A 24,533-nucleotide genomic window follows, 5' to 3' on the forward strand; every position below is an offset into this window, starting at 1 on the left:
ACTGACACCCGAATGGCGTCAGTGAAGTGTCTGGCTCGAAGATTCGTCGTCGTTCTCGGCAGTCGTTGATTCGAACTCGATCTCCGCCTGCATGTTCTTTTCAATTTCCCGGCCGATCTCTTCAAGATCGCGGACTTCATTCAGGGGCGGCATCTGATCCAGGCCCGTGAGGTTAAAGTAGTCCAGAAACTGTTTCGTAGTCGCATACATGGCCGGACGGCCGGGAACATCCCGATGCCCAACGACGCGAACCCACTCTCGCTCAAGCAGGGTGCGAATGATATTGCTGCTTACCGTAACACCCCGAATATCCTCGATTTCACCCCGGGTGATGGGCTGCCGGTAGGCGATCAAGGCCAGGGTTTCAAGCAACGCCCGGGAATAGCGCTGGGGCTTTTCCTCAAACAAACGCCCGACCCAGGGCGCGAATTCCTCGCGCACCTGAATACGGTAGCCGCTGGCAACCTTCTTCAATTCAAAACCGCGCCCTTCGCAGGCCGCTTCCAGAAGTACCATGACATGTTCCATTACCTGGCGTGCGGGGCGCTCCTCTTCACTGAACAGGTCCCGGAGCTGGTCGAGAGACAAGGGTTTGCCCGCAGCCAGCAGGGCCGCTTCGGCGATCGCCTGTATTCTCAGCAGGTGTTCTTCGTTCATGGTGTCTGATCCGTATTTCCGTGCTTTGAACGTTGGGAGGCCCTAGCTGGCTGCCCTGGCTCGAACATGAATCGGGCCCAGAACCTCGGCCTGAACAACCTCGATCAGCTGCTCTTTGACCAGCTCAAGCGTGGCCAGGAAGGTCACCACGACGCCGAGCCGGCCCTCTTCAATCGTAAACAGGCTTTCGAATGTCACAAAATGATCGTCCTGAAGCACCGACAGGATTGCGGACATGCGCTCCCGGGTCGAAAGCCTTTCCCGTTCAACATGGTGACTGGTAAACAGGTCTGCCCGCTGAAGAACGCCTTGCAGAGCCAGCAGCATTTCCCGCAAGTCTACATCCGGATGGGGCTGACTGGAGGGCATCTTCGGCAGCGCGGCGGAGGCGGCAAAGGTATCGCGTTCCAGGCGCGGTAATTCATCAATATCTTCAGCAGCCTGCTTGAACCGTTCGTATTGCTGAAGCCGGCGAATCAGTTCTGCCCGGGGATCAACCTCTTCCTCATCGTCGCTTTCCTGTCGAGGCAACAGCATCCTCGATTTGATCTCCGCCAATGTGGCGGCCATCACCAGGTATTCCGCAGCCAGCTCGAACCGCATGGCCTCCACGGCACCGATGTAATCCATGTATTGCCGGGTAATTTCGCTAACGTCGATGTCCAGAATGTTCATGTTCTGGCGACGGATGAGATACAGCAGAAGATCCAGGGGCCCTTCGAACGCCTCAAGGAAGACGGCAAGGGCGTCCGGCGGAATGTACAAATCCTTGGGAAGATCCACCACCGGCTTGCCGGACACCCGCGCCAGGGGCGACTGCTCCGGTGCAGCGTCCTGGGCTTCGGGCGTGGCCTGATCGGTGGATTCTTCAGTCATAACCTTTCACTCCGGGTCGGCGCACTGGCTGTATGCTCGTGGCACCGACTCCTGCGGATTCAACGGTAATGAAGCCCCATGGCGGCCCGGACTTCCTCCAGGGTGTCGCGGGCGGCGTCGCGGGCGTGCTCGCGACCTTCCTGGAGAATGGAATGAACCAGATCCGGATTGCCCTCATACTCCCGCGCGCGTTCGTGGAGCGGACGCTGCTCCTCGACAATCGCGTCAATCAACGGCTTCTTGCAGTCCAGGCAACCGATGCCGGCACTGCGACAACCGGTCTGCACCCACTCCTGAGTGTCAGCATCGGAATAGATCTTGTGCATTCCCCACACCGGGCACTTCTCGGGTTCACCCGCGTCGGTGCGCCGGACCCGCTGGGGATCGGTCTGCATGGTGCGAACCTTCTGGGCTACGCTGTCCGGCTCTTCCCGGAGACCGATATAGTTGTTGTAGGACTTGGACATTTTCTGCCCATCCAGCCCCGGCAACTTGGATTCTGGCGTCAGCAGCGGTTGGGGCTCCGGCAGAATCACCTTGCCGCCACCTTCAATGTAACCGTAAAGACGCTCACGATCGCCCAGGGAGATATTCTGTTGTTCTTTCAACAGAGCACGGGCCGTTTCCAGGGCGTCCATGTCGCCCTCTTCCTGGTAACGCCTCTTGAGATTGCGATAGAGCTTGGCGTTTTTCTTGCCCATCTTCACGATGGCACCTTCCGCCTGCTCTTCAAAGCCTGGCTCACGACCATAGATGTGGTTGAACCGGCGCGCGATTTCCCGGGTGATTTCAACGTGGGAAACCTGATCTGCACCAACGGGCACTTTTCCTGCCCGGTAAACCAGAATATCTGCACTCTGAAGCAGCGGGTAACCCAGGAACCCGTAAGTCGCCAGATCCTTCTCCCGCAGCTTCTCCTGCTGATCCTTGAACGTCGGCACGCGTTCCAGCCACCCGAGTGGCGTGATCATCGAGAGCAGCAGATGCAGTTCGGCGTGCTCGGGCACCTGAGACTGGATAAACATCGTGGACGAGCCCGGGTTCACGCCGGCCGCCAGCCAATCGATGACCATATCCCAGACGCTTTGTTCAATGCCGGAGGGGTCATCGTAGTTGGTGGTGAGTGCGTGCCAGTCCGCCACAAAGAAAAAACATTCGAATTCATGCTGGAGTTTAACCCAGTTTTTCAGCACACCGTGGTAGTGGCCAAGGTGAAGCTTGCCGGTCGGACGCATGCCGGACAAAACCCTTTGCTGGGAATCTACAGAACTCAAAGCACGAACTCCTTATTTGGTATTGGAACCGCCATCATAGTTCAGGCGACCCGGCATTATAAATAAAAAACCCCCGCTCTGCAGGGCAGAAACGGGGGTTTTTACTGAAAGAAGGCCAGCTTACCAGCCAGTGACTTCCTTCAGGGCCTGACCGATCTCGGCCAGACTGCGTACGGTGCGAACACCAGCGTCTTCCAGGGCGGCAAACTTATCGTCTGCTGTACCCTTGCCACCGGAGATGATGGCGCCCGCATGGCCCATGCGCTTGCCCGGAGGCGCAGTAACACCAGCGATGTAGGAAACCACCGGCTTGGAGACGTTCTGCTTGATGTAGGCCGCAGCTTCTTCCTCGGCGGTACCGCCGATCTCGCCAATCATCACAATGGCTTCTGTCTCGGGATCTTTCTCGAGCAGGGCCAGAATGTCGATGAAGTTGGAGCCCGGGATCGGGTCGCCACCGATACCGATACAGGTGGACTGACCGTAGCCGAAGTCAGTGGTCTGCTTGACCGCTTCGTAAGTCAGGGTGCCTGAACGGGAGACGATGCCAACCTTGCCCTTCTTGTGGATGTGGCCAGGCATAATGCCGATCTTGCACTCGTCCGGAGTGATAACACCCGGGCAGTTCGGACCAATCATGCGAACGCCTTTGCGATCCACGTATTCTTTGGCGTACAGCATATCGATAGTCGGGATACCTTCAGTGATACATACGATCAGCTGAATGCCGGCATCCGCCGCTTCGATGATGGCGTCCTTACAGAACGGCGCAGGTACGTAGATAACGGTAGCTTCAGCGCCGGTTGCTTCAACGGCGTCACGCACGGTGTTGAACACCGGCAGACCCAGATGCTCGGTACCGCCCTTGCCGGGGCTGACGCCACCAACCATCTTGGTGCCGTAGGCGATCGCCTGCTCTGAGTGGAAGGTGCCCTGTGCGCCGGTAAAGCCCTGACAGATAACCTTGGTGTCTTTGTTAATCAGGATGCTCATTATTTACCCCCTGCGGCTTTAACAACTTGCTCTGCCGCATTCGACAGACTGGTAGCGGCAATGATGTTCAGACCGCTCTCGGCGAGTACCTGAGTACCCTTCTCCGCGTTGTTGCCTTCAAGGCGAACCACAACAGGAACCTTGACGCCGACTTCCTTCACGGCACCGATGATGCCCTCTGCAATCATGTCGCAGCGAACGATACCACCGAAGATGTTGACCAGAACCGCCTTCACATTGGAGTCAGACAGGATGATCTTGAATGCCTCGGAAACACGCTCCTTGGTTGCACCGCCGCCAACGTCCAGGAAGTTGGCAGGCTGGCCGCCGGACAGCTTGATGATGTCCATGGTACCCATGGCCAGGCCGGCACCGTTGACCATGCAGCCGATGTTGCCTTCCAGGGCCACGTAGTTGAGCTCCCACTTGGCCGCTTCCGCTTCCCGGGAATCTTCCTGGGAGGGATCGTGCATCTCGTGGATCTTTTTCTGGCGGTACAGTGCGTTGCCGTCGACGCCGACTTTGGCGTCCAGGCAGTGCAGATCACCAGCCGGGGTAATAACCAGCGGGTTGATTTCTACCAGTGCCAGATCGCACTCTTCGAACAGCTTGGCCAGACCAACGAAGATCTTGGTGAACTGACCGATCTGCTTGCCTTCCAGGCCCAGCTTGAACGCGAGCTCGCGGCCCTGGTACGGCTGAGCGCCAACCAGCGGGTCGATTTCGGCTTTCAGGATCTTCTCGGGCGTTTCTTCGGCAACCTTCTCGATCTCAACACCACCTTCGGTGGAGGCCATGAACACAATGCGGCGAGTGCCACGATCAACAACCGCGCCCAGGTAGAGCTCCTGGTCGATGTCGGTGAGGGATTCAACCAGGATCTTGCTCACCGGCTGGCCGTTTTCATCTGTCTGGTAGGTTACCAGGTTCTGGCCCAGCCACTTCTCGGCAAACTCACGGATCTCTTCTTTGCTCTTGACCAGCTTTACACCGCCAGCCTTACCACGGCCACCTGCGTGAACCTGGGCTTTCACAACCCATGCATCACCGCCGATTTCACCAGCTGCGTCTACAGCTTCCTTCGGAGTATCACAGGCAATGCCCTTGGATACTGGCAGGCCATATTCAGCGAAAAGCTGTTTGCCCTGATATTCATGCAAATTCATAGTTAATGTCCCGAATTAAAAAATTCCTGGTTTGCGTTACTTCTTCTTGCGGCGGTTGGCGATGTGGATCGCGCCACCACCGACGGCCAGAGCTGCTTCATGCACGGACTCGGACAGAGTCGGATGTGCAAAACAGGTCAGGGCCAGATCTTCGGCGCTGGAACCGAATTCCATGGCGATTACGCCCTGGGCAACGATTTCAGAGGCCTGGGGACCAACTACATGGAAACCGACAATGCGGTCAGTTTTTGCGTCAGCAATGATCTTGACCAGACCGGACGCCGAGTTTGCAGCCATTGCACGACCGTTGGCCGCAAACGGGAAGGTACCTACGTTGTACTCTTCACCTTCTGCCTTCATCTGCTCTTCGGTTTTGCCAACCCAGGCAACTTCCGGGAAGGTGTAGACAACGTTCGGGATGCAGTCGTAGTTCACCTGAGGCTTGTGCCCGGCGATACGCTCCGCAACCATGATGCCTTCTTCAGACGCCTTGTGGGCCAGCATGGGTCCACGAACCACGTCACCGATCGCCCAGACACCCGGGGCTTCGGTTTTACAGTTGTCATCAACAAAGATGAAGCCGCGCTCATCCATCTGGACGCCGGCGTCTTCCGACAACAGGTTGTCGGTGTAGGGTCGACGACCAACAGCCACGATCAGCTTGTCGAACTTGGCTTCGTGCTTGCCCTTGGAATCTTCATAGTTCACGTTCACCAGCTTGCGCTTTACTTCCGCGCCAGTCATACGCGCACCCATGACGATGTTCAGTCCCTGCTTTTGGAACTGTTTCAAGGCATCTTTTGCTACCTGCTGGTCAACGGCCGGCAGGAAGGTGTCCTGGGCTTCCAGAACGGTCACTTCCGCGCCCAGGCGAGCCCAGACACTGCCGAGCTCCAGACCGATAACGCCGGCACCAATAACACCCAGACGCTTCGGCACCTCGGTGAACTCGAGGGCACCCTCAGAATCCACGATGTATTCGCCGTCGAAAGGCGCGGGCGGAATCTGGATCGGCTTGGAACCGGTGGCCAGAATGATGTTTTCGGCTTCGTAGGTCTTCGACTTGCCGTCCTTGTCGGTTACTTCCACCTTGCGGTTGGCCAGCAATTTTCCGTGGCCATGGATGGAAGTCACGCCGTTAGACTTGAACAGGCCTGCGATACCGCCGGTCAGCTGCTTAACGATGCCGCTCTTGCGCTCCATCATCTTGCCGATGTCCATTTTGACATCCTTGGCGATGATGCCCTGCATCTCGAAATCGTGGCTGGATTCCTCAAACTTGTGGGAAATTTCCAGCAGCGCCTTGGAGGGGATGCAACCAACGTTCAGGCAGGTGCCGCCCAGCACCTGTGCCTTACCGTCTTCTGAAGTCCAGGACTCGACACACGCGGTCTTGAGACCCAGCTGTGCCGCTTTGATGGCAGCTACGTAGCCCCCGGGGCCTGCACCAATGACAATGACGTCGTACTTATCAGACATACTTTTATCCCGTTTCCGATTCGTTAAATGTCGGCTCAGACGTCCAGCAGAATACGTGCCGGGTCTTCAAGCATTTCCTTGATGGCAACGAGGAACTGCACCGCTTCCTTACCATCAATCATCCTGTGGTCATAAGAAAGCGCCAGGTACATCATCGGCTGGATTTCCACCTTGCCGTTCACGGCCATCGGACGCTCCTGAATCTTGTGCATGCCCAGGATGGCTGTCTGGGGCGGGTTCAGGATCGGTGTGGAAATCAGCGAACCGAAGATACCGCCATTGGTAATTGTGAAGGTACCGCCGGTCATATCTTCAATGGCCAGTTTGCCATCTTTTGCCTTGGTGCCGTACTCGACGATCTTCTTCTCGATGTCGGCCAGACCCATGGCGTCGGAATCACGCAGAACCGGAACCACCAGGCCGCGATCGGTGGAAACCGCCACGCCGATGTCCTGGTAACCGTGATACACCATGTCGTTACCATCGATGGACGCGTTCACCGCCGGGAAGCGTTTCAGGGCTTCGGTGGCGGCCTTGGTGAAGAACGACATGAAGCCAAGCTTGATACCGTGACGCTTCACAAAGCTGTCCTGGTACTGCTTGCGCATCTCCATGATCGGGCCCATGTTCACCTCGTTAAAGGTGGTTAGCATGGCTGCGCTCTGCTGGGCATTAACCAGTCGCTTGGCGATGCTCGCACGCAGGCGGGTCATCGGTACGCGCTTCTCGGGACGTTCGCCCTGGCTGACGTTGACTTCCGGCATACCAGCCGCAGCCTGAGGTGCGGCAGCACCGCCAGAGGACTTGGCACTGTCTACGTGGTTCTGAACGTCTTCCTTGGTTACGCGGCCATCTTTGCCGGTACCCTTGATGCTGTTCGGATCGACGTTATTTTCCTCAGCCAGCTTTCGGGCCGCCGGGCTCAGGATGGCTTCGCCGGAAGACGCCTCGCTCTTGGCTTCTTCCTTCGGAGCCTCTTCCTTGCTCTCTTCTGTCTTACCCTCGGCAGGCTTGGATTCGCCCTTGGCGCCTTCCTTGAACTTGCCGACTACCTCACCACTTTCAACGGTATCGCCTTCGTTCTTGATAATTTCCTCAATCACGCCGTCCGCCGGCGCAACAACCTCAAGAACAACCTTGTCGGTCTCGATATCGACAATCAGCTCGTCACGGGAGCAGGCTTCACCCGGCTGCTTGTGCCAGGTCGCGACAGTACCTTCCGCGACCGACTCCGGGAAAACGGGGGCTTTAATCTCAGTTGACATTACAGATCCTTAGTTCGGTAGCTCGTCAAATTTCAAACGCGTCGTTAACCAGTTTCTTCTGCTCTTCAATGTGGACCGACATATGGCCACAGGCAGGAGCAGCCGAAGCGTCACGACCGGCATATTGAAGGTACAGCTTGGGGTTCTTGCGATGCAGCGCATTACGCATGTGATGCTGGCTGCAGTACCAGGCACCCTGGTTCATCGGCTCTTCCTGACACCAGACAACGTGCTTGAGCTTGGAGTACTCGCTCAAGAGCTCGTCAAGATCGTCTCCGGGGAAAGGATACAGCTGTTCGATCCGGACAATGGCCACGTCATCACGCTCGTCCGACTTCTTCTTTTCAAGCAGATCGAAATACACCTTGCCTGAGCACAGGATCAGACGGGTGACCTTCTTCGGATCGGACGGTTCTTTCTCGGGCAGCACCGTCTTGAAAGTACCGCTGGTCAGATCATCAAGATCAGACGTCGCTTCCTTATGCCGCAGCAGGCTCTTGGGCGTAATGGCTACCAACGGCTTGCGCAACGGGCGTTTTACCTGGCGCCGCAGCATATGGAATACCTGGGAAGGCGTGGTCGGCACGCAAACCTGGATATTATGCTCTGCACTCAGTTGCAGGAAACGCTCAAGGCGCGCCGAGCTGTGCTCTGGCCCCTGCCCTTCGTAACCATGGGGCAGCAGAAGGGTCAGACCACAAAGGCGTCCCCACTTGTGCTCACCACTGGTCAGGAACTGGTCGATTACAACCTGGGCACCGTTGGCAAAATCGCCGAACTGCGCTTCCCAGACCACAAGGCCATCAGGCGCGGTCGTGGCGTAGCCGTACTCGAACGCCATTACGGCTTCTTCCGACAGCAGCGAGTCGTAAATTTCGAACTTGGGCTGATCTTCCGACAATTCCGCCAGAGCAATATGGGTCGATCCATCTTTCTGGTTGTGAAGGACGGCATGGCGGTGAGAGAACGTGCCACGGCCAATATCCTGCCCCGTAAGGCGGATTGGGTGACCCTCGTCCAACAGCGTCGCATACGCCATGACTTCACCGTAGCCCCAGTTGATAGGCAGGGCGCCGGCGGTCATTTTTTCGCGGTCGGAAACAATCTTGGAGACCTGACGCTGGATACTGAAACCTTCAGGGACCGAGGTCAGTTTCTTGCCCAGCTTCTGGATCGTCTTCAGCGCAACGCTGGACTTGCACTTGGCTGTCCACTCGTGGCCGAGGTAAGGAGTCCAGTCAACGTAGAGCTCTTTGTTGGGCTCTTTGACCAGGGATTTGACCACGTGCTCGCCATTATCCAGGGCGTCACGGTAGTCGTTCTCCATCTGCTTGGCTTCTTCCTCGGTGATAACACCGGTTTCCACCAATTGATCCACGTACAGGTTGCGGGTGGTCTTCAGCTTGCGGATTTTCTCGTACATGACCGGCTGGGTTGCTGCCGGCTCGTCCGCTTCGTTGTGACCACGACGACGATAGCAGACCAGATCGATCACCACGTCGTTCTTGAATTCGTTGCGATAATCCATCGCCATCTGTGTCACGAACATGACCGCTTCAGGGTCATCCGCATTCACATGCAGAATCGGCGCCTGAATCATCTTGGCAACGTCGGTACAGTATTCCGTTGACCGCGCATCTTCCTGCTTGCTGGTGGTAAAACCAACCTGGTTGTTGATCACGATATGAATGGTGCCACCAACGCCGAAGCCGCGGGTCTGGGACATCTGGAAGGTTTCCATCACCACGCCCTGGCCGGCAAACGCCGCGTCGCCGTGCATGATAATCGGAACGACCTTGGTGCCCTCATTGTCGTTACGGCGGGTTTGACGAGCCCGGACAGAGCCCTCAACAACCGGAGAAACGATTTCAAGGTGTGACGGGTTAAACGCCATTGCCAGGTGAACTTCGCCACCCGGCGTCATCACGTTGGATGAGAAGCCCTGGTGGTACTTCACATCACCGGAGCCAGAATCTGCGAGCTTCTTGCCCTCGAATTCGTCGAAAAGCTCCCGCGGATTTTTGCCCAGGGTGTTTACCAGAACGTTGAGGCGGCCACGGTGAGCCATACCCAGGACGATTTCCTTGGCACCATAGGAGCCGGCACGCTGAATCAGCTCGTCAAGACATGGGATCAGACTCTCGCCACCCTCAAGGCCGAACCGCTTTACGCCGGGGTAGCGGGACCCCAGGTACTTCTCGACGCCTTCGGCGGCCGTCAGGCGCTCAAGGATATGCTTACGGGTGTTATCTTCGTAGGCCGGGCGTGAACGAACCGGCTCCATGCGCTGCTGGAACCAACGCTTGATGCGGGTATCCACCACGTGCATGTATTCGGCACCGATGCTTTCGCAATAGGTCTGGCGCAGGCCATCGACAATGTCTCCGAGTTTCATGGTCTCGGAGCCAAGGTTCAGGGAGCCGGTCTGGAATTCGAGATCCCTGTCAGAGTCGGATAGCTCATGAAATTCGGGATCGAGGTCTTCGACCCGGGGACGCTGCCATACACCGAGCGGGTCCAGCTTCGCTTCCTGATGACCGCGGAAGCGATAGGCGTTGATCAGCTGGAGAACACGAATCTGCTTTTTGTCCGCATCAGACGTGGCGCTTGCGGGAACGCCGCCGCTGGCAAGAAAGCGCTGATTGCGGGAAATGTGTTCAAACTGTTCGCGGATGGAAGAGTGGACAATGTCACGGCCCTTGTAGCCATCGACACTGGGAAGCTTGTCGAAATAGCTGCGCCACTCTTCGGGAACGGCGTTGGGGTCTGTCAGGTAGGTTTCAAAAAGCTGTTCAACATAGGCGAGATTTCCACCCTGGAGGTGGGAAGTCTGCCATAACTGCTCCATTATGCTTTCGTGCATCTTGAATAGCTCACCTTGGGCTGGTGCGGGGAGCCCGATATGGTCGGCCAGGGGTATTTCTCAGTCAATACGGGTTTTTACGGGATCGACTTTGGCCACCACACCCGACATGGATGTTTTCCATTCCCCGGTGGTTTTTATACTCAGCAAAACAGGGAGAAAACTTTATAAGTTCCCGCCACGGCTTGCGTAGTGTGCACCCGGGTAAGACCTTTGACTATAAGCCTTTGGTTGAAGGCCCCGCAAACTTGCGAGGCCTTCCGGGTACTAACCTGATCAGAACAGTATAGCGTCTGTCGCAAATCCTGCTGCTTAAGTAGCCCTTTGCAGCAGAAGATTCCGAATGTGGCCGATAGCCCTTGTGGGGTTCAGGCCTTTCGGGCAGACACTTACACAGTTCATGATGCCCCGGCAACGGAATACGCTGAACGGGTCATCAAGGTTGGCAAGTCGCTCTTCCTGGGCTGTATCCCGGCTGTCAGCCAGGAAACGGTAGGCCTGAAGCAGGCCGGCAGGACCGATAAACTTGTCAGGGTTCCACCAGAACGACGGGCAGGACGTGGAGCAGCAGGCACAGAGAATACACTCGTACAGGCCGTCCAGCTTCTGGCGGTCTTCCGGAGACTGCAGCCGCTCGATCGCAGGCGCAGGCTTGTCGTTAATCAGGTACGGCATGACCTTTTCGTACTGCTTATAGAAAAGACTCATATCTACAACCAGATCACGAATAACCGGCAGGCCCGGCAGCGGGCGCAGAACCAGCTTATCGCCCTTCACCACCTGGGAAACAGGCGTGATACAGGCCAGCCCGTTCTTGCCGTTCATGTTCATGCCGTCGGAGCCACAAACGCCCTCCCGACAGGAACGGCGATAGGCCATTGAAGGATCCCGCTCTTTGACCAGGTTCAGCACGTCAAGAACCATGAGATCCTTGCCTTCCGGAATTTCGACATCCACGTCCTGCATATAAGGCGCGTTGTCGGTCTCCGGGTTATAACGATAAAGGCTTACCAACATTTTCGGAATCCCCCTTAGTAAGTCCGGACCTTCGGCTCGAACTTGTCCACCGTCTTCGGTGCAAAGTTCACATCACGCTTGCCCACACGCTTTTCCAGCGGGAAGTACATGGAGTGCTTGAGCCAGTTCTCGTCATCACGCTCGGTGAAATCGTTCCTGGCGTGGGCACCACGGCTTTCCTTACGCTCGAACGCGGAAATCGCTGTGGACAGGGCAACCTCATAAAGGTTGTCCAGTTCGAGCGCCTCGATACGAGCAGTGTTAAAGGCGTTGCTGGTATCAGCCAGCTTGGTGTTGCGAACGCGCTCACCAATGGCTTCCAGCTTCTTGAGACCCTCTTCCATGCTCTTGCCGTCACGGAATACACCGAAGTACAGCTGCATACAGTTCTGAAGATCTTTCCGAACTTCCGCAACACTCTCGCCTTCGGAGGCGTTGTTCAGGCGGTCAAGCCGCGCCATCGCGCGTTTGATGTCGTCTTCGCTGGCGCCGTCCACTTCAAAGCCGCCACGAAGCTGCTCCTCGATGTGCAGACCCGCTGCGCGACCGAAGACCACCAGATCCAGCAGAGAGTTACCACCCAGACGGTTGGCACCGTGTACCGATACACAGGCTGCCTCACCACAGGCGAACAGTCCGGGGATCGGCTTGTCCTTGCCATTTTCGTCCTGGGTCAGCGCCTGACCACCAACGTTGGTCGGAATACCGCCCATCATGTAGTGACAGGTCGGAACAACCGGGATCGGCTCTTTCACCGGATCAACGTGTGCAAAGGTGCGGGACAGCTCACAGATGCCCGGCAAACGCAGGTTCAGAGTTTCTTCGCCCAGATGATCAAGCTTCAGCAGCACGTGATCCTTGTCGGGACCACAGCCACGACCTTCCAGGATCTCGATAACCATGGCGCGGGCAACAACGTCCCGGCCCGCCAGGTCTTTCGCGTTCGGCGCATAGCGCTCCATGAAACGCTCGCCCTCGGCGTTGATCAGATAACCACCCTCGCCCCGGCAACCTTCGGTTACCAGCGTGCCAGCACCGTAGATGCCGGTCGGATGGAACTGCCACATCTCCATGTCCTGCATCGGGAAACCGGCGCGCAGCGCCATGCCGATACCATCGCCCGTATTGATCAGGGCGTTTGTTGTGGAGGCGTAGATACGACCCGCGCCACCGGTAGCCAGAACGGTTGCCTTGGACTTGATGTAAGCAACTTCGCCGGTCTCGACTTCGATGGCGACCACACCAACGACCTCGTCCTTGCTGTTCTTGACGAGATCAACCGCGTACCACTCGTTCAGGAACGTTGTGCCGCCCTTGATGTTGGCCTGATACAGGGTATGCAGAAGCGCGTGACCGGTACGGTCGGCAGCTGCACAGGTACGAGCTGCCTGAGTCGGGTTATCCGGGCCCTTGGACTGGCCACCGAAAGGACGCTGATAGATACGACCCTGCTCGGTACGGGAGAAAGGAAGACCCATGTGCTCAAGCTCGAACACCGCCTGAGGGCCTACAGAACACATGTACTCGACGGCATCCTGGTCGGCAATGTAGTCCGAGCCTTTTACCGTGTCATACATGTGCCAGCGCCAGTCGTCGTTCGGATCAGCACTGGCAATAGCACAGGTAATACCGCCCTGCGCAGAGACCGTATGAGACCGCGTGGGGAAAACCTTGGTGATACACGCGGTATTGACGCCGGATTCGGTCAGCTGAAGCGCGGCACGCATGCCGGAGCCGCCGCCACCGATAACAATTGCGTCAAAGGACATGGTCTTGATATTAGCCATCGATTAAAGCCCCCAAATAATTTGAATACCCCAGACGACGTACACAAAAACACCGAGGATAACCACTGCCTGGGCCAGCAACCGTTGTCCAGCGGATTTCATGTAATCCGTTGTAACTGTCCACAACCCGACCCATGCATGCCCCGCGATCGACAACAAAGCCAGAAGCGTGAATATCTTCACCCATGCCTGATCGAACAGAGCAGACCAGGTTTGGTAGTCGACGTCGGTGGAGATGAAAAAGCCGAGTAAAAACAGCGTGTACAGGGCTAATACGTAGGCCGAAACGCGCTGGATGATCCAATCCTGAATTCCGTTACGACCGATATTCGTGACACTGTTCATGCCCATACCCAAACTCCTGCCAAAAGGATGAGAATGACGGAAACCGCAACCGTGATCTTTGATGCCAGGCGGCCGCTTTCCAGCTCTTCACCAATGCCCATGTCCATGAACAGGTGCTTGATGCCTGCAACCAGGTGGTACAACAGAGCAGACAAGATGCCCCAGGTAATCAGCTTGGCAAGGAAGCTGTCCAGCAGTTCACTTACGCGACTGAAGCCCTCTTCCCCGGACAGGGAAAGCTGGAGCCCGTAAAGCATGAACGCAACAGCAACAAACAGGATGATGCCGCTGATGCGGTGCAATATGGACGTAATGGCTGGCAGCGGAAAATGAAACTTGCCGAGATCGAGATTTACTGGTCGTTTGCTATTCACAGCGCTCTCACACTCTCTCTTAGTTCCGCGGGACCGGAAAACCGGGTGCGGATGGTTGGTATGTAAGGATCGGCATGCCGCCACGAAACCGGCATACGATTGGCTTGGAAGAGAAGAAACCTTTTCCACAACCGCCTGTCTAGAAAGCTGCCATAAAAGGTTTATCCCCGATTCCGGGCTAGGGATTATAAGGAGTACCCTAACCAATTACAAACGTGCAACGTCGCTCAGGCCGCGTATTTCAGGGGGTTAAGCCAGCTATAAGGAGGATTGACAAATCCTTTTCCTGCCCGAATCCGTTGTCATTCGGGATATCCCTGATTTACAGCCAATGTCAAATTATGGGTTTTCCCGACTCTTCCATTGACAAAAAAAGCCAACGCCCTATATTTTGCCGCCAGTTTTGCGATAATACGCGCCTTCTAGCGCATCTATAACTGTAGATAAAGCTGTCAAAGCTGATAAATAGGAGAGCACCATGACCGACAGGAAAGCCACGCTCTCGGTGGGGGACAAGTCCATTGAGCTACCGGTTTATTCAGGCACCGTCGGCCCTGACGTTATCGACGTACGAGGCCTAGTCCAGGAAGGCGTTTTCACATACGATCCCGGATTCGTATCCACAGCAGCCTGCGAATCGGCCATTACCTACATCGACGGAGCAAACGGCGTTCTCCTGCACCGCGGCTACCCGATTGAGCAGCTGGCCGAACATTCTGACTACCTTGAAGTATGCTACCTCCTCCTTCACGGCGAACTCCCGAGCGCCGAGGAAAACCAGAAGTTCCACGACACCATCAAAAACCACACCATGCTCCACGACCAGATGCGGAACTTCTTCCAGGGTTTCCGTCGTGATGCACACCCGATGGCGATCATGTGTGGTGTGGTCGGCGCTCTGTCCGCCTTCTACCACGGCGAGATGGACGTTGCCAGCCAGGAGCAGCGGGAAATTACCGCGCATCGCCTGATTGCAAAGATGCCGACCATTGCCGCCTGGTGTTACAAGTATGCCATTGGCCAACCTTTCATTTATCCGCGCAATGACCTCTCGTACTCCGAGAACTTCCTGCAGATGATGTTTGGCGTTCCTTGCGAGGAGTACAAGCCGAACCCGATCCTGGCCAAGGCCATGGACAAGATTTTCATCCTGCACGCGGATCATGAACAGAACGCCTCAACGTCTACGGTGCGCCTGGCCGGCTCTACCGGCGCCAACCCCTACGCCTGCATTGCCTCCGGCATCGCGGCTCTGTGGGGACCCGCTCACGGCGGCGCCAACGAAGCGGTTCTGGACATGCTGGCCGAGATCGGCGACGAATCCAACATCGAGAAATTCATTGCCAAGGCCAAGGACAAAGACGATCCGTTCCGCCTGATGGGCTTCGGCCACCGGGTATACAAGAATTTCGACCCGCGCGCCAAAGTAATGGCTGAAACTGCCCACGAAGTGCTGACCGAGCTGGGCCTGGAAAACGACCCGCTGCTGAAGATCGCCCAGCGTCTCGAGAAGATCGCACTGGAAGACGAATACTTCGTCAAGCGCAAGCTCTACCCCAACGTGGATTTCTATTCCGGCCTGATCCTCAAGGCAATCGGAATCCCGACTTCGATGTTCACCGTTATCTTCGCTCTGTCGCGTACCATTGGCTGGTTCTCGCACTGGAACGAAATGGTAAGCGGCGACTATCGCATCGGCCGTCCGCGTCAGCTCTACACCGGCTCGGATTCCCGGGATTATCCGGCGAAATAAGTCTGACTTGCCGGGTAAAGCACGTAAAGGCCGCTGATTCAGCGGCCTTTTTTATTGCGTGCTGCCCTGCCCTAATGTGCTAAGTTAACCCGATAAAAACATAAGAGGAGAAAGCGATGACTAAAGCAGCATTTATTGGCCTGGGCGTAATGGGTTACCCGATGGCCGGCCACCTGGCGAAGGCAGGGCTCGACGTCAGGGTCTGGAACCGGACCAATGCCAAAGCCGAGCAGTGGGCAAGCGAATACTCGGGAACCAGCTGCACCACCATTGGTGAGGCCGTGAGGGGCGCGGATATTGTTTTGACCTGTGTTGGGGCCGATACCGACCTTATGGCCGTTTACGAGGGTGATGAAGGTATTCTCGCCAACGCCCCTGAAGGCGCTGTGCTGGTCGATCACACTACGGCTTCTGCCGGCATTGCCGAGTATCTCGCTGAAGCTGCCAGTAAAAACAACATGGGATTTGTGGACGCGCCTGTATCCGGCGGCCAGCAAGGCGCTGAAAACGGCAAACTGACCATCATGTGCGGCGGCTCGGAACAGGACTATGCGAAAGCCGAGCCGGTTATGGAGCACTATGCGCGGGCACTCAATCGAATGGGCCCGGCTGGCAGTGGCCAGAAAACCAAGATGGTGAACCAGATCGCGATTGCCGGTCTCGTCCAGGGGCTTTCAGAGGCCCTGCACTTTGCCGAGCAGGCTGAACTGGATGTGGCGAAAGTGGTGGACGTGATTTCAAAAGGCGCAGCCCAATCCTGGCAAATGGAAAACCGCTCGGGAACCATGATTGCAGGAGAGTTCGAACACGGCTTCGCCGTTGACTGGATGCGCAAGGACCTCGGGATTTGCCTTGAGGAGGCGAGAAAAGTGAATGCGTCTCTGCCGGTGACCGCACTGGTCGATCAATTCTATGCGGATGTCCAGTCGATGGGCGGTAAACGGTGGGATACCTCATCTCTCATACAGAGACTGAGGAAATTCCGCTAAGGTATTGAATCCGGGGTCGTTTGACGGCAATCAGCCCACGACCCCGGAAACCAGTAGACGTTACTTTTTCTTGTCCTGTGGTTGCCACTTACCGTTCACATACCACGCAGACCAGCCCGTCGCCTTGCCATCCTTTTCAGACATGACGTACTGCTCCTTGCTCTTACGGCTGTAGCGAATCACCGTCGGATTACCCTCGGGGTCACGCTCGGGCGCATCCATCAGGTAATCGTACTTCGGATCAATCTCCTTGCGGTGCGGTTTAATCTCCATCACCAGCGGTGGCCGCGTTTCCCGGTTTTTCGGGAATTTGCTGGCAGCCAGGAACAAACCGGACGCACCGTCCCTGAGAACGTAAGTATCATCGACTTTCTGACATTGGAGCTCGGGCATTGGCACCGGGTCCATTTTGGGCGGAGCGGGCTCGCCATTTTTCAGCAACTTGCGGGTATTCTTGCACTCGGCATTGGTGCATCCGAAATACTTGCCAAAACGCCCGGTTTTAAGCTGCATCTCGGAGCCACACTTATCGCACTCAAGAGTCGGCCCATCGTAGCCCTTGATGCGGAACGTGCCCTTTTCTACCTCGTAGCCAGAGCAATCCGGATTGTTACCGCAAACATGCAGCTTGCGGGTTTCGTCCACCAGGTAGCTGTCCATGGCGGTGCCACACTTGGGGCAGCGACGTTTCTTGCGCAGCAGACGGGTTTCGCCCTCACCCTCGACGTCATCGTCGGCGCTGACAACCTCATCACCGGACACGAGGTTAATGGTAGTCTTGCAACGCTCTTTCGGTGGCAAGGAATAGCCAGAGCAACCCAGGAAAACACCAGTGCTGGCAACCCGGATCTGCATGTTCCGGCCACAGCTCGGGCATGGAATGTCCGTTTCAGTCGGCGTGTTGGCCCTCATGCCGCCGTCTTCACCACTCTCGGCTTTTTCCAGCTGCTGCCGGAACCGACCGTAAAAGTCATTCAGGACTTTCTTCCACTCGACATCGCCCTCGGCAATCTCGTCGAGCTCATCTTCCATCCTCGCGGTGAAATCGAAGTCCATCAGGTTCGGAAAAGATTCCGACAGGCGCTCGGTAACGATCTCACCCATCTTCTCGGCGTAGAACCGACGGTTCTGCAGCCTCACATATCCGCGATCCTGAATCGTGGAAATAATCGATGCGTAGGTCGACGGACGGCCAATGCCCTGCTTTTCGAGCTCTTTGACCAGGCTGGCCTCGGTGTACCTGGGCGCCGGCTTGGTAAAGTGCTGCGTAGGATCCAGTTTCTTGAGATCCAGCACTTCATCCACCTTAATGTCAGGCAGAGCAATGTCTTCATCTTTCTTCGCGGCCTGGGGCGCCGCCTTCAGGAAGCCATCGAATTTGATGATCCGACCCCGGGTACGGAGTTCATAATCGCCGTTGGCCACCACGATGGACGTACTCAGGAATTCGGCGTCGGACATCTGACAGGCAATAAACTGACGCCATATGAGGTCGTAGAGCTTCTCGGCATCCTTCTCAAGGCCACTGATATCCGCCGGACGACGGCTGACTTCGGTTGGGCGAATGGCCTCGTGCGCCTCCTGGGCGCCCTCTTTGCTGCCGTAGACACGGGGCTTTTCGGGCCGGTATTTGTCGCCGAACTGCTTTTCGATGTACGCACGGCAACTGTTGATCGCATCCTGACTCAGATTGGTCGAGTCCGTACGCATGTAGGTAATGAAACCGGCCTCATAAAGACGCTGGGCCAGCATCATCGTCTTCTTGACGCTGAACCCCATCCGGTTACTGGCAGCCTGCTGCAGCGTAGACGTAATAAACGGCGCGGACGGCCGCGAACGGGTCGGCTTGTCTTCCCGCTTGGCAACCTTGAACGTACCCGCCTTCAGCCGGCTGACGTGGTCACTGCTCTGCTGCTCATTGACCGGACGATAGGGCTTGTCCTCGTGGCGAGTCACCTCGAAACGAACCGGTTGATCGGCCTTGGCAGACGCCAGATCGGCGTGCAACTGCCAGAACTCCTCCGGAACGAACTTCCGAATTTCACGTTCACGCTCGACTATCAGCCGCACCGCAACGGATTGAACACGGCCGGCGGAGAGGCCGCGGGCAAGTTTGGCCCAAAGCAGGGGCGACACCATATAGCCAACAACCCGGTCGAGGAAGCGACGGGCCTGCTGTGCGTTAACCCGGTTATTGTCGAGAGTGCCTGGATCCTTGAACGCTTCCTGAATCGCACGCTTGGTGATTTCGTTGAACACCACGCGCCGGTACTTCTCTGGTTCGCCACCAATGGTCTGCTGAAGGTGCCAGGCGATAGCCTCCCCTTCACGGTCCAAATCCGTTGCCAGATAGATATGGTCAGCTGATTTGGCCAAACGCTTGAGTTCGCTGACCACCTTCTCTTTGCCGGGAAGGATCTCGTAACGGGCACTCCAATCCTGGTCCGGGTCGACACCCATCCGGGCAACTAGCTGCTCGCGGGACTTGCGCTTTTTATGAACCGCCTTCTCTTCAGGGCTCATCTTCCGGGTGATAGCAGCCTGCTTGGCACGCTCTTTGGGATCGGACTGGGATCCGCTGCCACTGACGGGAAGATCACGAATGTGCCCGACGCTCGATTTGACGATGAAGTCAGAGCCCAGGTACTTGTTGATGGTCTTCGCTTTCGCTGGTGACTCGACAATTACGAGACTTTTACCCATATCGGAGTTCTGTATCCTTGGCGATAAATCGGTCAATAAATCAGCAAACCGTAAACTCGCTGTAAAATCAGTCGGCTAGAAAACACAAATACGCCGCTATTTTGTATAGGCTCACTGTTTTACAGGGTCAAGAATAGCAAGACAACCCATTCTTTGGTTTCAATCCTGCTTTTTTTCACATTCGGGAACCCTGTTGGGCCCGCCTGCTGAAACAGAAAGGCCCGGCATTTGCCGGGCCTTCTGAAACCGCGAAATGCAATCCGGTTACTGGATTACAGACGCTCCCAGACCGTTGCAATGCCCTGGCCCAGACCGATACACATGGTGGAAACACCAAGCTTACCGCCTTTGGCCTGCATTACATTCAGCAGGGTTGTAGAGATACGTGCACCAGAGCAGCCCAGCGGATGGCCCAGGGCAATCGCGCCGCCGTTCAGGTTCACTTTTTCTTCCATAACGCCCAGAAGTTTCAGGTCCTTCAGGACAGGCAGGGACTGGCCGGCGAAAGCCTCGTTCAGTTCCCAGAAGTCGATATCCTCGACTTTCAGGCCTGCGCGCTTCAGGGCTTTCTTAGTGGCCGGCACCGGGCCGTAACCCATGATCGCGGGATCACAGCCGGCAACGGCCATGCTGCGGATCTTGGCAATCGGCTTGAGACCAAGTGCCTCTGCACGCTCTGCAGACATCAGCACCATCGCTGCCGCACCGTCGGTCAGCTGGGAAGACGTACCGGCTGTTACGGTACCGTTCTTAGGATCGAACGCCGGCTTGAGCTGGCTCAGGGACTCGGCCGTGGTCTCGGGACGAATGGTCTCGTCTTCCTCGATCAGCACCTTGAAGCCGTTCTCGTCGTGACCTTCAATGGGCACGATTTCGTTCTTGAAACGACCTTCTACGGTCGCTTCATGGGCCAGACGGTGGGACCGAGCGCCGAACTCGTCCTGCTGCTCACGGGTAATCCCGTGCATTTTGGCCAGCATTTCCGCGGTCAGGCCCATCATGTTGGACGCTTTTGCGGAGTACTTGGACGCAGCCGGGTTGTGGTCGAAGCCTTCGGTCATGGGTACGTGCCCCATGTGCTCAACACCACCCACGAAGAACACATCACCGTTGCCGGTCATGATGGCCTGGGCTGCAGTGTGAATCGCGCTCATGGCAGAGCCACACAGGCGGTTCACGGTCTGAGCGGCAGACTCGTGGGGAATGCGGGTCAGCAGGGAAATCTGACGCGCCACGTTGAAGCCCTGCTCCTTGGTCTGGTTTACACAGCCCCAGATAACATCTTCAACTTCTTTCGGGTCGAGCTTCGGGTTGCGCTCAAACAGTGCTTCGATCAGATTGGCGGACAGGGTCTCTGCACGCACGTTCCGGAAACAACCGTTTTTGGCACGACCCATCGGAGTCCGCACGCAATCGACGACGACAACGTCTCTCGGATTAAGGCTCATAGATCTTTCTCCGTTCGGAAATCTCGTTCAGGGTTAGCCAAAGAACTTTTTGCCAGTCTTGGCCATTTCACGCAGCTTCTCGGTCGGGTGATAAAGAGGACCAAGGTCTGCAAACTTGTCTGCCAGTTCGACGAACTTGTCTACACCCATATCGTCGATATAGCGCAGGGCACCACCACGGAATGGCGGGAAGCCGATACCGAAAATCAGGCCCATATCAGCATCTGCCGGATCTTCGACAATGCCGTCTTCCAGGCAGCGAACGGTTTCCAGGCACAAAGGCAGCATCATACGGGCGATAATGTCTTCGTCACTGAAATCGTTCTTACCCTGAACAACCGGCTCGAGCAGCTTGTAGGTCTCTTCATCGACAACCTTCTTCTGCTTGCCCTTGCGGTCCAGTTCATACTTGTAGAAGCCCTTGTCGTTCTTCTGTCCGTAACGGTTGTTATCGAACATCACGTCAATGGCTGTTGTACCTTCGTGCTTCATGCGATCCGGGAAGCCGTCTGCCATCACTTCACCGGCGTGCTTGCCGGTATCCATGCCGACAACGTCCAGCAGATACGCAGGGCCCATGGGCCAGCCGAACTTTTCCATGACCTTGTCAACGTGCTGGAAGTCAGCACCGTCACGTACCAGGCCGATAAAGCCGCCGAAGTACGGGAACAGAACGCGGTTTACCAGGAACCCCGGGCAATCGTTAACAACGATCGGAGTCTTGCCCATGGCCTTGGCATAGGCCACCGTGGTCGCGATGGCGCGATCACTGGTCTTCTCGCCACGGATTACCTCAACCAGCGGCATCATGTGCACCGGGTTGAAGAAGTGCATGCCGCAGAAGTTTTCCGGACGCTTCAGGTTCTTGGCCAGCAGGTCGATAGAAATCGTCGAGGTGTTGGAGGTCAGGATGGCATCCTCGCGAACCGCATCTTCGGTTTCACGCAGAACCGCATCTTTCACCTTCGGGTTCTCTACAACGGCTTCAACAACCAGATCGACATTTTTGAAGTCACCATAGTTCAGGGTCGGCGTGATGCTGTTGAGCACGTCGGCCATCTGATCCGGCTTCATCTTGCCTTTTTCAACACGCTTGGCCAGAAGCTTCTTGGCTTCCTTCAGACCCAGGGCGATACCGTCCTGGTTGATGTCCTTCATGATGATGGGCGTGCCCTTCAGAGCAGACTGGAATGCAACGCCACCACCCATGATACCGGCGCCGAGAACAGCAGCCAGGTTCACGTCATTGGCTTCTTTCTCCCAGGCCTTGGCCTTTTTCTTCAATTCCTGATCGTTCAGGAACAGGCCAACCAGGCAGGCCGCGACATTGGTCTTGGCCATCTTGGCGAAGCCTTTGGCTTCAACTTCGATTGCCTTGTCACGAGTCATACCGGCATGCTTCTGCATGACCTTGATGGCCTCGACAGGAGCCGGGTAGTTCTTGCCAGCCTTGCCGGCAACAAACGCCTTGGAAATCTCGAATGCCATCATGCTTTCCATGGCATTGAGCTTGATCTTGCCCTTCTTCTCTTCGCGACGGGCTTCGTGGTCCAGCTTGCCTTCGTTGCACTGGTTAATAATGGCAACAGCAGCATCGACCAGCTTGTCGGACTCGAGCACGGCATCGACAGCGCCGACTTTCAGAGCGACATCAGCACGGTTCTCGGTACCACCGCTGATCCACTCGACGGCATTGTCCACGCCAACCAGACGGGACAGACGCACGGTACCGCCAAAGCCCGGGAAGATGCCAAGCTTCACTTCCGGAAGACCAACCTTGGCCTTCTTGTCCATCACGCGGTAGTCGGTTGCAAGACACATTTCGAAACCGCCACCCAGCGCCATACCGTTGATCGCGGTAACGGTGGGGAACGGCAGATCTTCAACAGCGTTGAAGACTTCGTTGGCCTTGAGGTTGTTGGCTACCAGATCCTCTTCCGAGCCTGCAAAAAGCTCGGTGAATTCGGTAATGTCGGCACCAACAATGAAGCTGTCCTTGGAGCTGGTGACTACCAGACCCTTCAGGTTCTTCTGCGCTTTCAGTGCGTCAGTCGCGGCGCGGAGCTCTTCAATAGTAAGACGGTTGAACTTGTTTACTGACTCGCCCTGCAAGTCGAAGTTCAACTGAGCGATCCCGCCTTCGATCTCTTTAACCGTGATGGCTTTACCTTCGTAAATCATCAACTGATCTCCAGTCTGTGTTTGGAACTGCTTCCAACCGGGCGGTACTTTTGATTTACCGGCGCGGCTGTTTGTGCAGCGAGATTTCGGTCACTGCCCGATCATCCGATCCAAAAATTCATACAGTCGTTTGAATCGTGAGGGCACACGATGAAAAAAAACGGCGCATTTGTCAATTTGTTTCTTTCTGGAGGGCTGCAAAAGTCCCCGAAATACCGGGGGCAACCGAAGAAAATTGGAGCGGAATTGTTATGTTTCAGTGAACTGGAAGCCACTGCTCAGAAAAAACCGGAACTTCGTCACGCAAATTTCAAAGTTATTTACATTTACGGGCTACACCGCCGCCAAAACTGCTTGATTGGCTGACGGAGTTACTTTACCTTCGATCTACGACTTTGGTCCACAATAATAAAACCGCATTACGGAGACCCATCCGATGAAAGACGCAAACCTGCGGATACGTTCCCTTGTAGCCGCACTGATTCTCCTTGCACTCACGTCCATGGGTGCCCGCGCTCAGGACAGTGCCGACGGATTTCTCTCCGATCTTCACAATTTCCGGGTCAGCAACTACATGGCTCTGGACGCCTACTACCGTTTCAGCGGAACCGGTGATACCGGCACTTTGAACGAGATTGTGCAGGGCATCAACTCGGCCAACGATTCCATGAACTCCATCGCGGGCAGCGATTCAGGCGTACTGTCAGCCGAGGAAGTTGAGGGGCTGAACCAGGAATTCGACAAGTTCAAGAACCTGATGCGGGACAACATCAACGATGTGCGCAACCAGGGCTACCCCGATTTGCGGCTGGTCTCAGACATGGCCAACCAGGCACTCACGATGAACGAGAAGGCCACCGAGCTATACAAGGTGGCCCAGGAAAGCTCACAGACCGAGACCAACCCAAGGGTAGAAGCCGCCCGTTCGGCGGCCGTAAAAATGGCCCAGATGATGGCGAAATACTCGGTCAGGACAAACTCTTCTGTCGCCCAGACCTTCCAGGGCTCCTCAACCGAGACCCCGCTGGATGAACAGGCCCGGGAGCTGGACCAGTTGCTGGCATCCGTAATACAGGGCGAGGGAACACCGGAGCTCAAGGACGCGCTTAACGACATTTCCGCCAAATGGCAGTTTATCCGTGGCTCCTACATTAACTACAACGAAAACAACGTGGGCTTTGTAATCGATCGCTATTCCAAGGGTATCCTCAAAGGACTTGCGACAACCATTGAGCTGCTCAAGGGCAACGCCTGACCGCCCTGCTCTTTCTGGCAGGCCTAATTGCCTGCCAGAAAAGCACTTTTCCGCCTCTGTTTTTGATACCCGTCAGTTTCCCGCTACACTTTCCCGACCCGATTTAAG

Annotated in this window: 19 protein-coding genes; 4 read left to right on the forward strand and 15 right to left on the reverse strand. The window is 56.2% G+C overall.

The genetic code is table 11. From position 1 onward, the window contains the following. Positions 1-18: 18 nt before the first annotated feature. The 12 genes from scpB to sdhC all read right to left on the reverse strand — a co-directional run bounded on the left by scpB (position 19) and on the right by sdhC (position 14,096). Positions 19-657, reverse strand: coding sequence for an SMC-Scp complex subunit ScpB (scpB, locus tag MDHKLMBL_RS13925; RefSeq protein ID WP_008174401.1), 639 nt, complete (start codon positions 655-657; stop codon positions 19-21). A 42-nt stretch (positions 658-699) separates the two neighbouring features. Then, entirely contained in the window at positions 700-1,533 is an 834-nt protein-coding gene (locus tag MDHKLMBL_RS13930; RefSeq protein ID WP_008174399.1) for a segregation and condensation protein A, read from the reverse strand. A 59-nt stretch (positions 1,534-1,592) separates the two neighbouring features. Further along, entirely contained in the window at positions 1,593-2,807 is a 1,215-nt protein-coding gene (locus MDHKLMBL_RS13935) for a tryptophan--tRNA ligase (protein ID WP_075267709.1), read from the reverse strand. 120 nt (positions 2,808-2,927) lie between these two features. Next, on the reverse strand, positions 2,928-3,800 hold the full coding sequence (gene sucD, locus MDHKLMBL_RS13940) for a succinate--CoA ligase subunit alpha (RefSeq protein WP_008174394.1): 873 nt from the start codon (positions 3,798-3,800) through the stop codon (positions 2,928-2,930). Further along, the gene (gene sucC, locus MDHKLMBL_RS13945) at positions 3,800-4,966 is read right to left on the reverse strand and encodes an ADP-forming succinate--CoA ligase subunit beta (RefSeq protein WP_008174392.1); all 1,167 of its coding nucleotides are present in this window, start codon (positions 4,964-4,966) and stop codon (positions 3,800-3,802) included. Before sucC ends, sucD begins: the two co-directional genes overlap by 1 nt. Positions 4,967-5,002: 36 nt before the next feature. Next, positions 5,003-6,445, reverse strand: a complete 1,443-nt coding sequence (lpdA, locus tag MDHKLMBL_RS13950; protein WP_104271059.1) for a dihydrolipoyl dehydrogenase — start codon at positions 6,443-6,445, stop codon at positions 5,003-5,005. 35 nt (positions 6,446-6,480) lie between these two features. Further along, the gene (odhB, locus tag MDHKLMBL_RS13955) at positions 6,481-7,710 is read right to left on the reverse strand and encodes a 2-oxoglutarate dehydrogenase complex dihydrolipoyllysine-residue succinyltransferase (RefSeq protein ID WP_104271060.1); all 1,230 of its coding nucleotides are present in this window, start codon (positions 7,708-7,710) and stop codon (positions 6,481-6,483) included. A gap of 25 nt (positions 7,711-7,735) precedes the next feature. Beyond that, complete coding sequence (locus MDHKLMBL_RS13960; RefSeq protein WP_104271061.1) at positions 7,736-10,573, reverse strand: 2-oxoglutarate dehydrogenase E1 component; 2,838 nt, start codon at positions 10,571-10,573, stop codon at positions 7,736-7,738. A 312-nt stretch (positions 10,574-10,885) separates the two neighbouring features. After that, positions 10,886-11,590: a succinate dehydrogenase iron-sulfur subunit gene (locus MDHKLMBL_RS13965; RefSeq protein ID WP_008174383.1), complete on the reverse strand. Its 705-nt coding sequence runs from the start codon at positions 11,588-11,590 to the stop codon at positions 10,886-10,888. A 14-nt stretch (positions 11,591-11,604) separates the two neighbouring features. After that, positions 11,605-13,377 (reverse strand): succinate dehydrogenase flavoprotein subunit, encoded by a 1,773-nt coding sequence (sdhA, locus tag MDHKLMBL_RS13970; RefSeq protein WP_008174382.1) that lies wholly within the window; start codon positions 13,375-13,377, stop codon positions 11,605-11,607. A gap of 3 nt (positions 13,378-13,380) precedes the next feature. Next, positions 13,381-13,728, reverse strand: coding sequence for a succinate dehydrogenase, hydrophobic membrane anchor protein (gene sdhD / locus MDHKLMBL_RS13975; protein ID WP_014576925.1), 348 nt, complete (start codon positions 13,726-13,728; stop codon positions 13,381-13,383). Further along, the gene (gene sdhC, locus MDHKLMBL_RS13980; RefSeq protein ID WP_014576924.1) at positions 13,719-14,096 is read right to left on the reverse strand and encodes a succinate dehydrogenase, cytochrome b556 subunit; all 378 of its coding nucleotides are present in this window, start codon (positions 14,094-14,096) and stop codon (positions 13,719-13,721) included. Before sdhC ends, sdhD begins: the two co-directional genes overlap by 10 nt. A 478-nt stretch (positions 14,097-14,574) precedes the next feature. Between sdhC and gltA the strand changes: the two genes are divergently transcribed. Further along, on the forward strand, positions 14,575-15,849 hold the full coding sequence (gene gltA / locus MDHKLMBL_RS13985; RefSeq protein WP_008174375.1) for a citrate synthase: 1,275 nt from the start codon (positions 14,575-14,577) through the stop codon (positions 15,847-15,849). A gap of 116 nt (positions 15,850-15,965) precedes the next feature. After that, positions 15,966-16,838: an NAD(P)-dependent oxidoreductase gene (locus tag MDHKLMBL_RS13990; protein ID WP_104271062.1), complete on the forward strand. Its 873-nt coding sequence runs from the start codon at positions 15,966-15,968 to the stop codon at positions 16,836-16,838. A gap of 60 nt (positions 16,839-16,898) precedes the next feature. Here the strand turns inward: MDHKLMBL_RS13990 and topA are convergent, their stop codons facing one another. The 3 genes from topA to fadB all read right to left on the reverse strand — a co-directional run bounded on the left by topA (position 16,899) and on the right by fadB (position 23,170). Beyond that, the gene (topA, locus tag MDHKLMBL_RS13995) at positions 16,899-19,541 is read right to left on the reverse strand and encodes a type I DNA topoisomerase (protein WP_008174370.1); all 2,643 of its coding nucleotides are present in this window, start codon (positions 19,539-19,541) and stop codon (positions 16,899-16,901) included. 272 nt (positions 19,542-19,813) lie between these two features. Then, positions 19,814-20,989: an acetyl-CoA C-acyltransferase FadA gene (fadA, locus tag MDHKLMBL_RS14000; protein WP_062784509.1), complete on the reverse strand. Its 1,176-nt coding sequence runs from the start codon at positions 20,987-20,989 to the stop codon at positions 19,814-19,816. A 33-nt stretch (positions 20,990-21,022) separates the two neighbouring features. Continuing rightward, positions 21,023-23,170: a fatty acid oxidation complex subunit alpha FadB gene (fadB, locus tag MDHKLMBL_RS14005; protein ID WP_104271063.1), complete on the reverse strand. Its 2,148-nt coding sequence runs from the start codon at positions 23,168-23,170 to the stop codon at positions 21,023-21,025. Between the two features lie 150 nt (positions 23,171-23,320). Between fadB and MDHKLMBL_RS20825 the strand changes: the two genes are divergently transcribed. Both MDHKLMBL_RS20825 and MDHKLMBL_RS14010 read left to right on the forward strand, forming a co-directional pair. Then, positions 23,321-23,536 carry a hypothetical protein gene (locus MDHKLMBL_RS20825; protein ID WP_008174365.1) on the forward strand — a complete coding sequence of 72 codons (216 nt, stop codon included), beginning with the start codon at positions 23,321-23,323 and terminating at the stop codon, positions 23,534-23,536. A gap of 70 nt (positions 23,537-23,606) precedes the next feature. Next, complete coding sequence (locus MDHKLMBL_RS14010; protein ID WP_092032843.1) at positions 23,607-24,425, forward strand: hypothetical protein; 819 nt, start codon at positions 23,607-23,609, stop codon at positions 24,423-24,425. Positions 24,426-24,533: the final 108 nt, after the last annotated feature.

Source organism: Marinobacter flavimaris, assembly GCF_002933295.1.
In the GTDB taxonomy this organism is placed as follows: domain Bacteria; phylum Pseudomonadota; class Gammaproteobacteria; order Pseudomonadales; family Oleiphilaceae; genus Marinobacter; species Marinobacter flavimaris.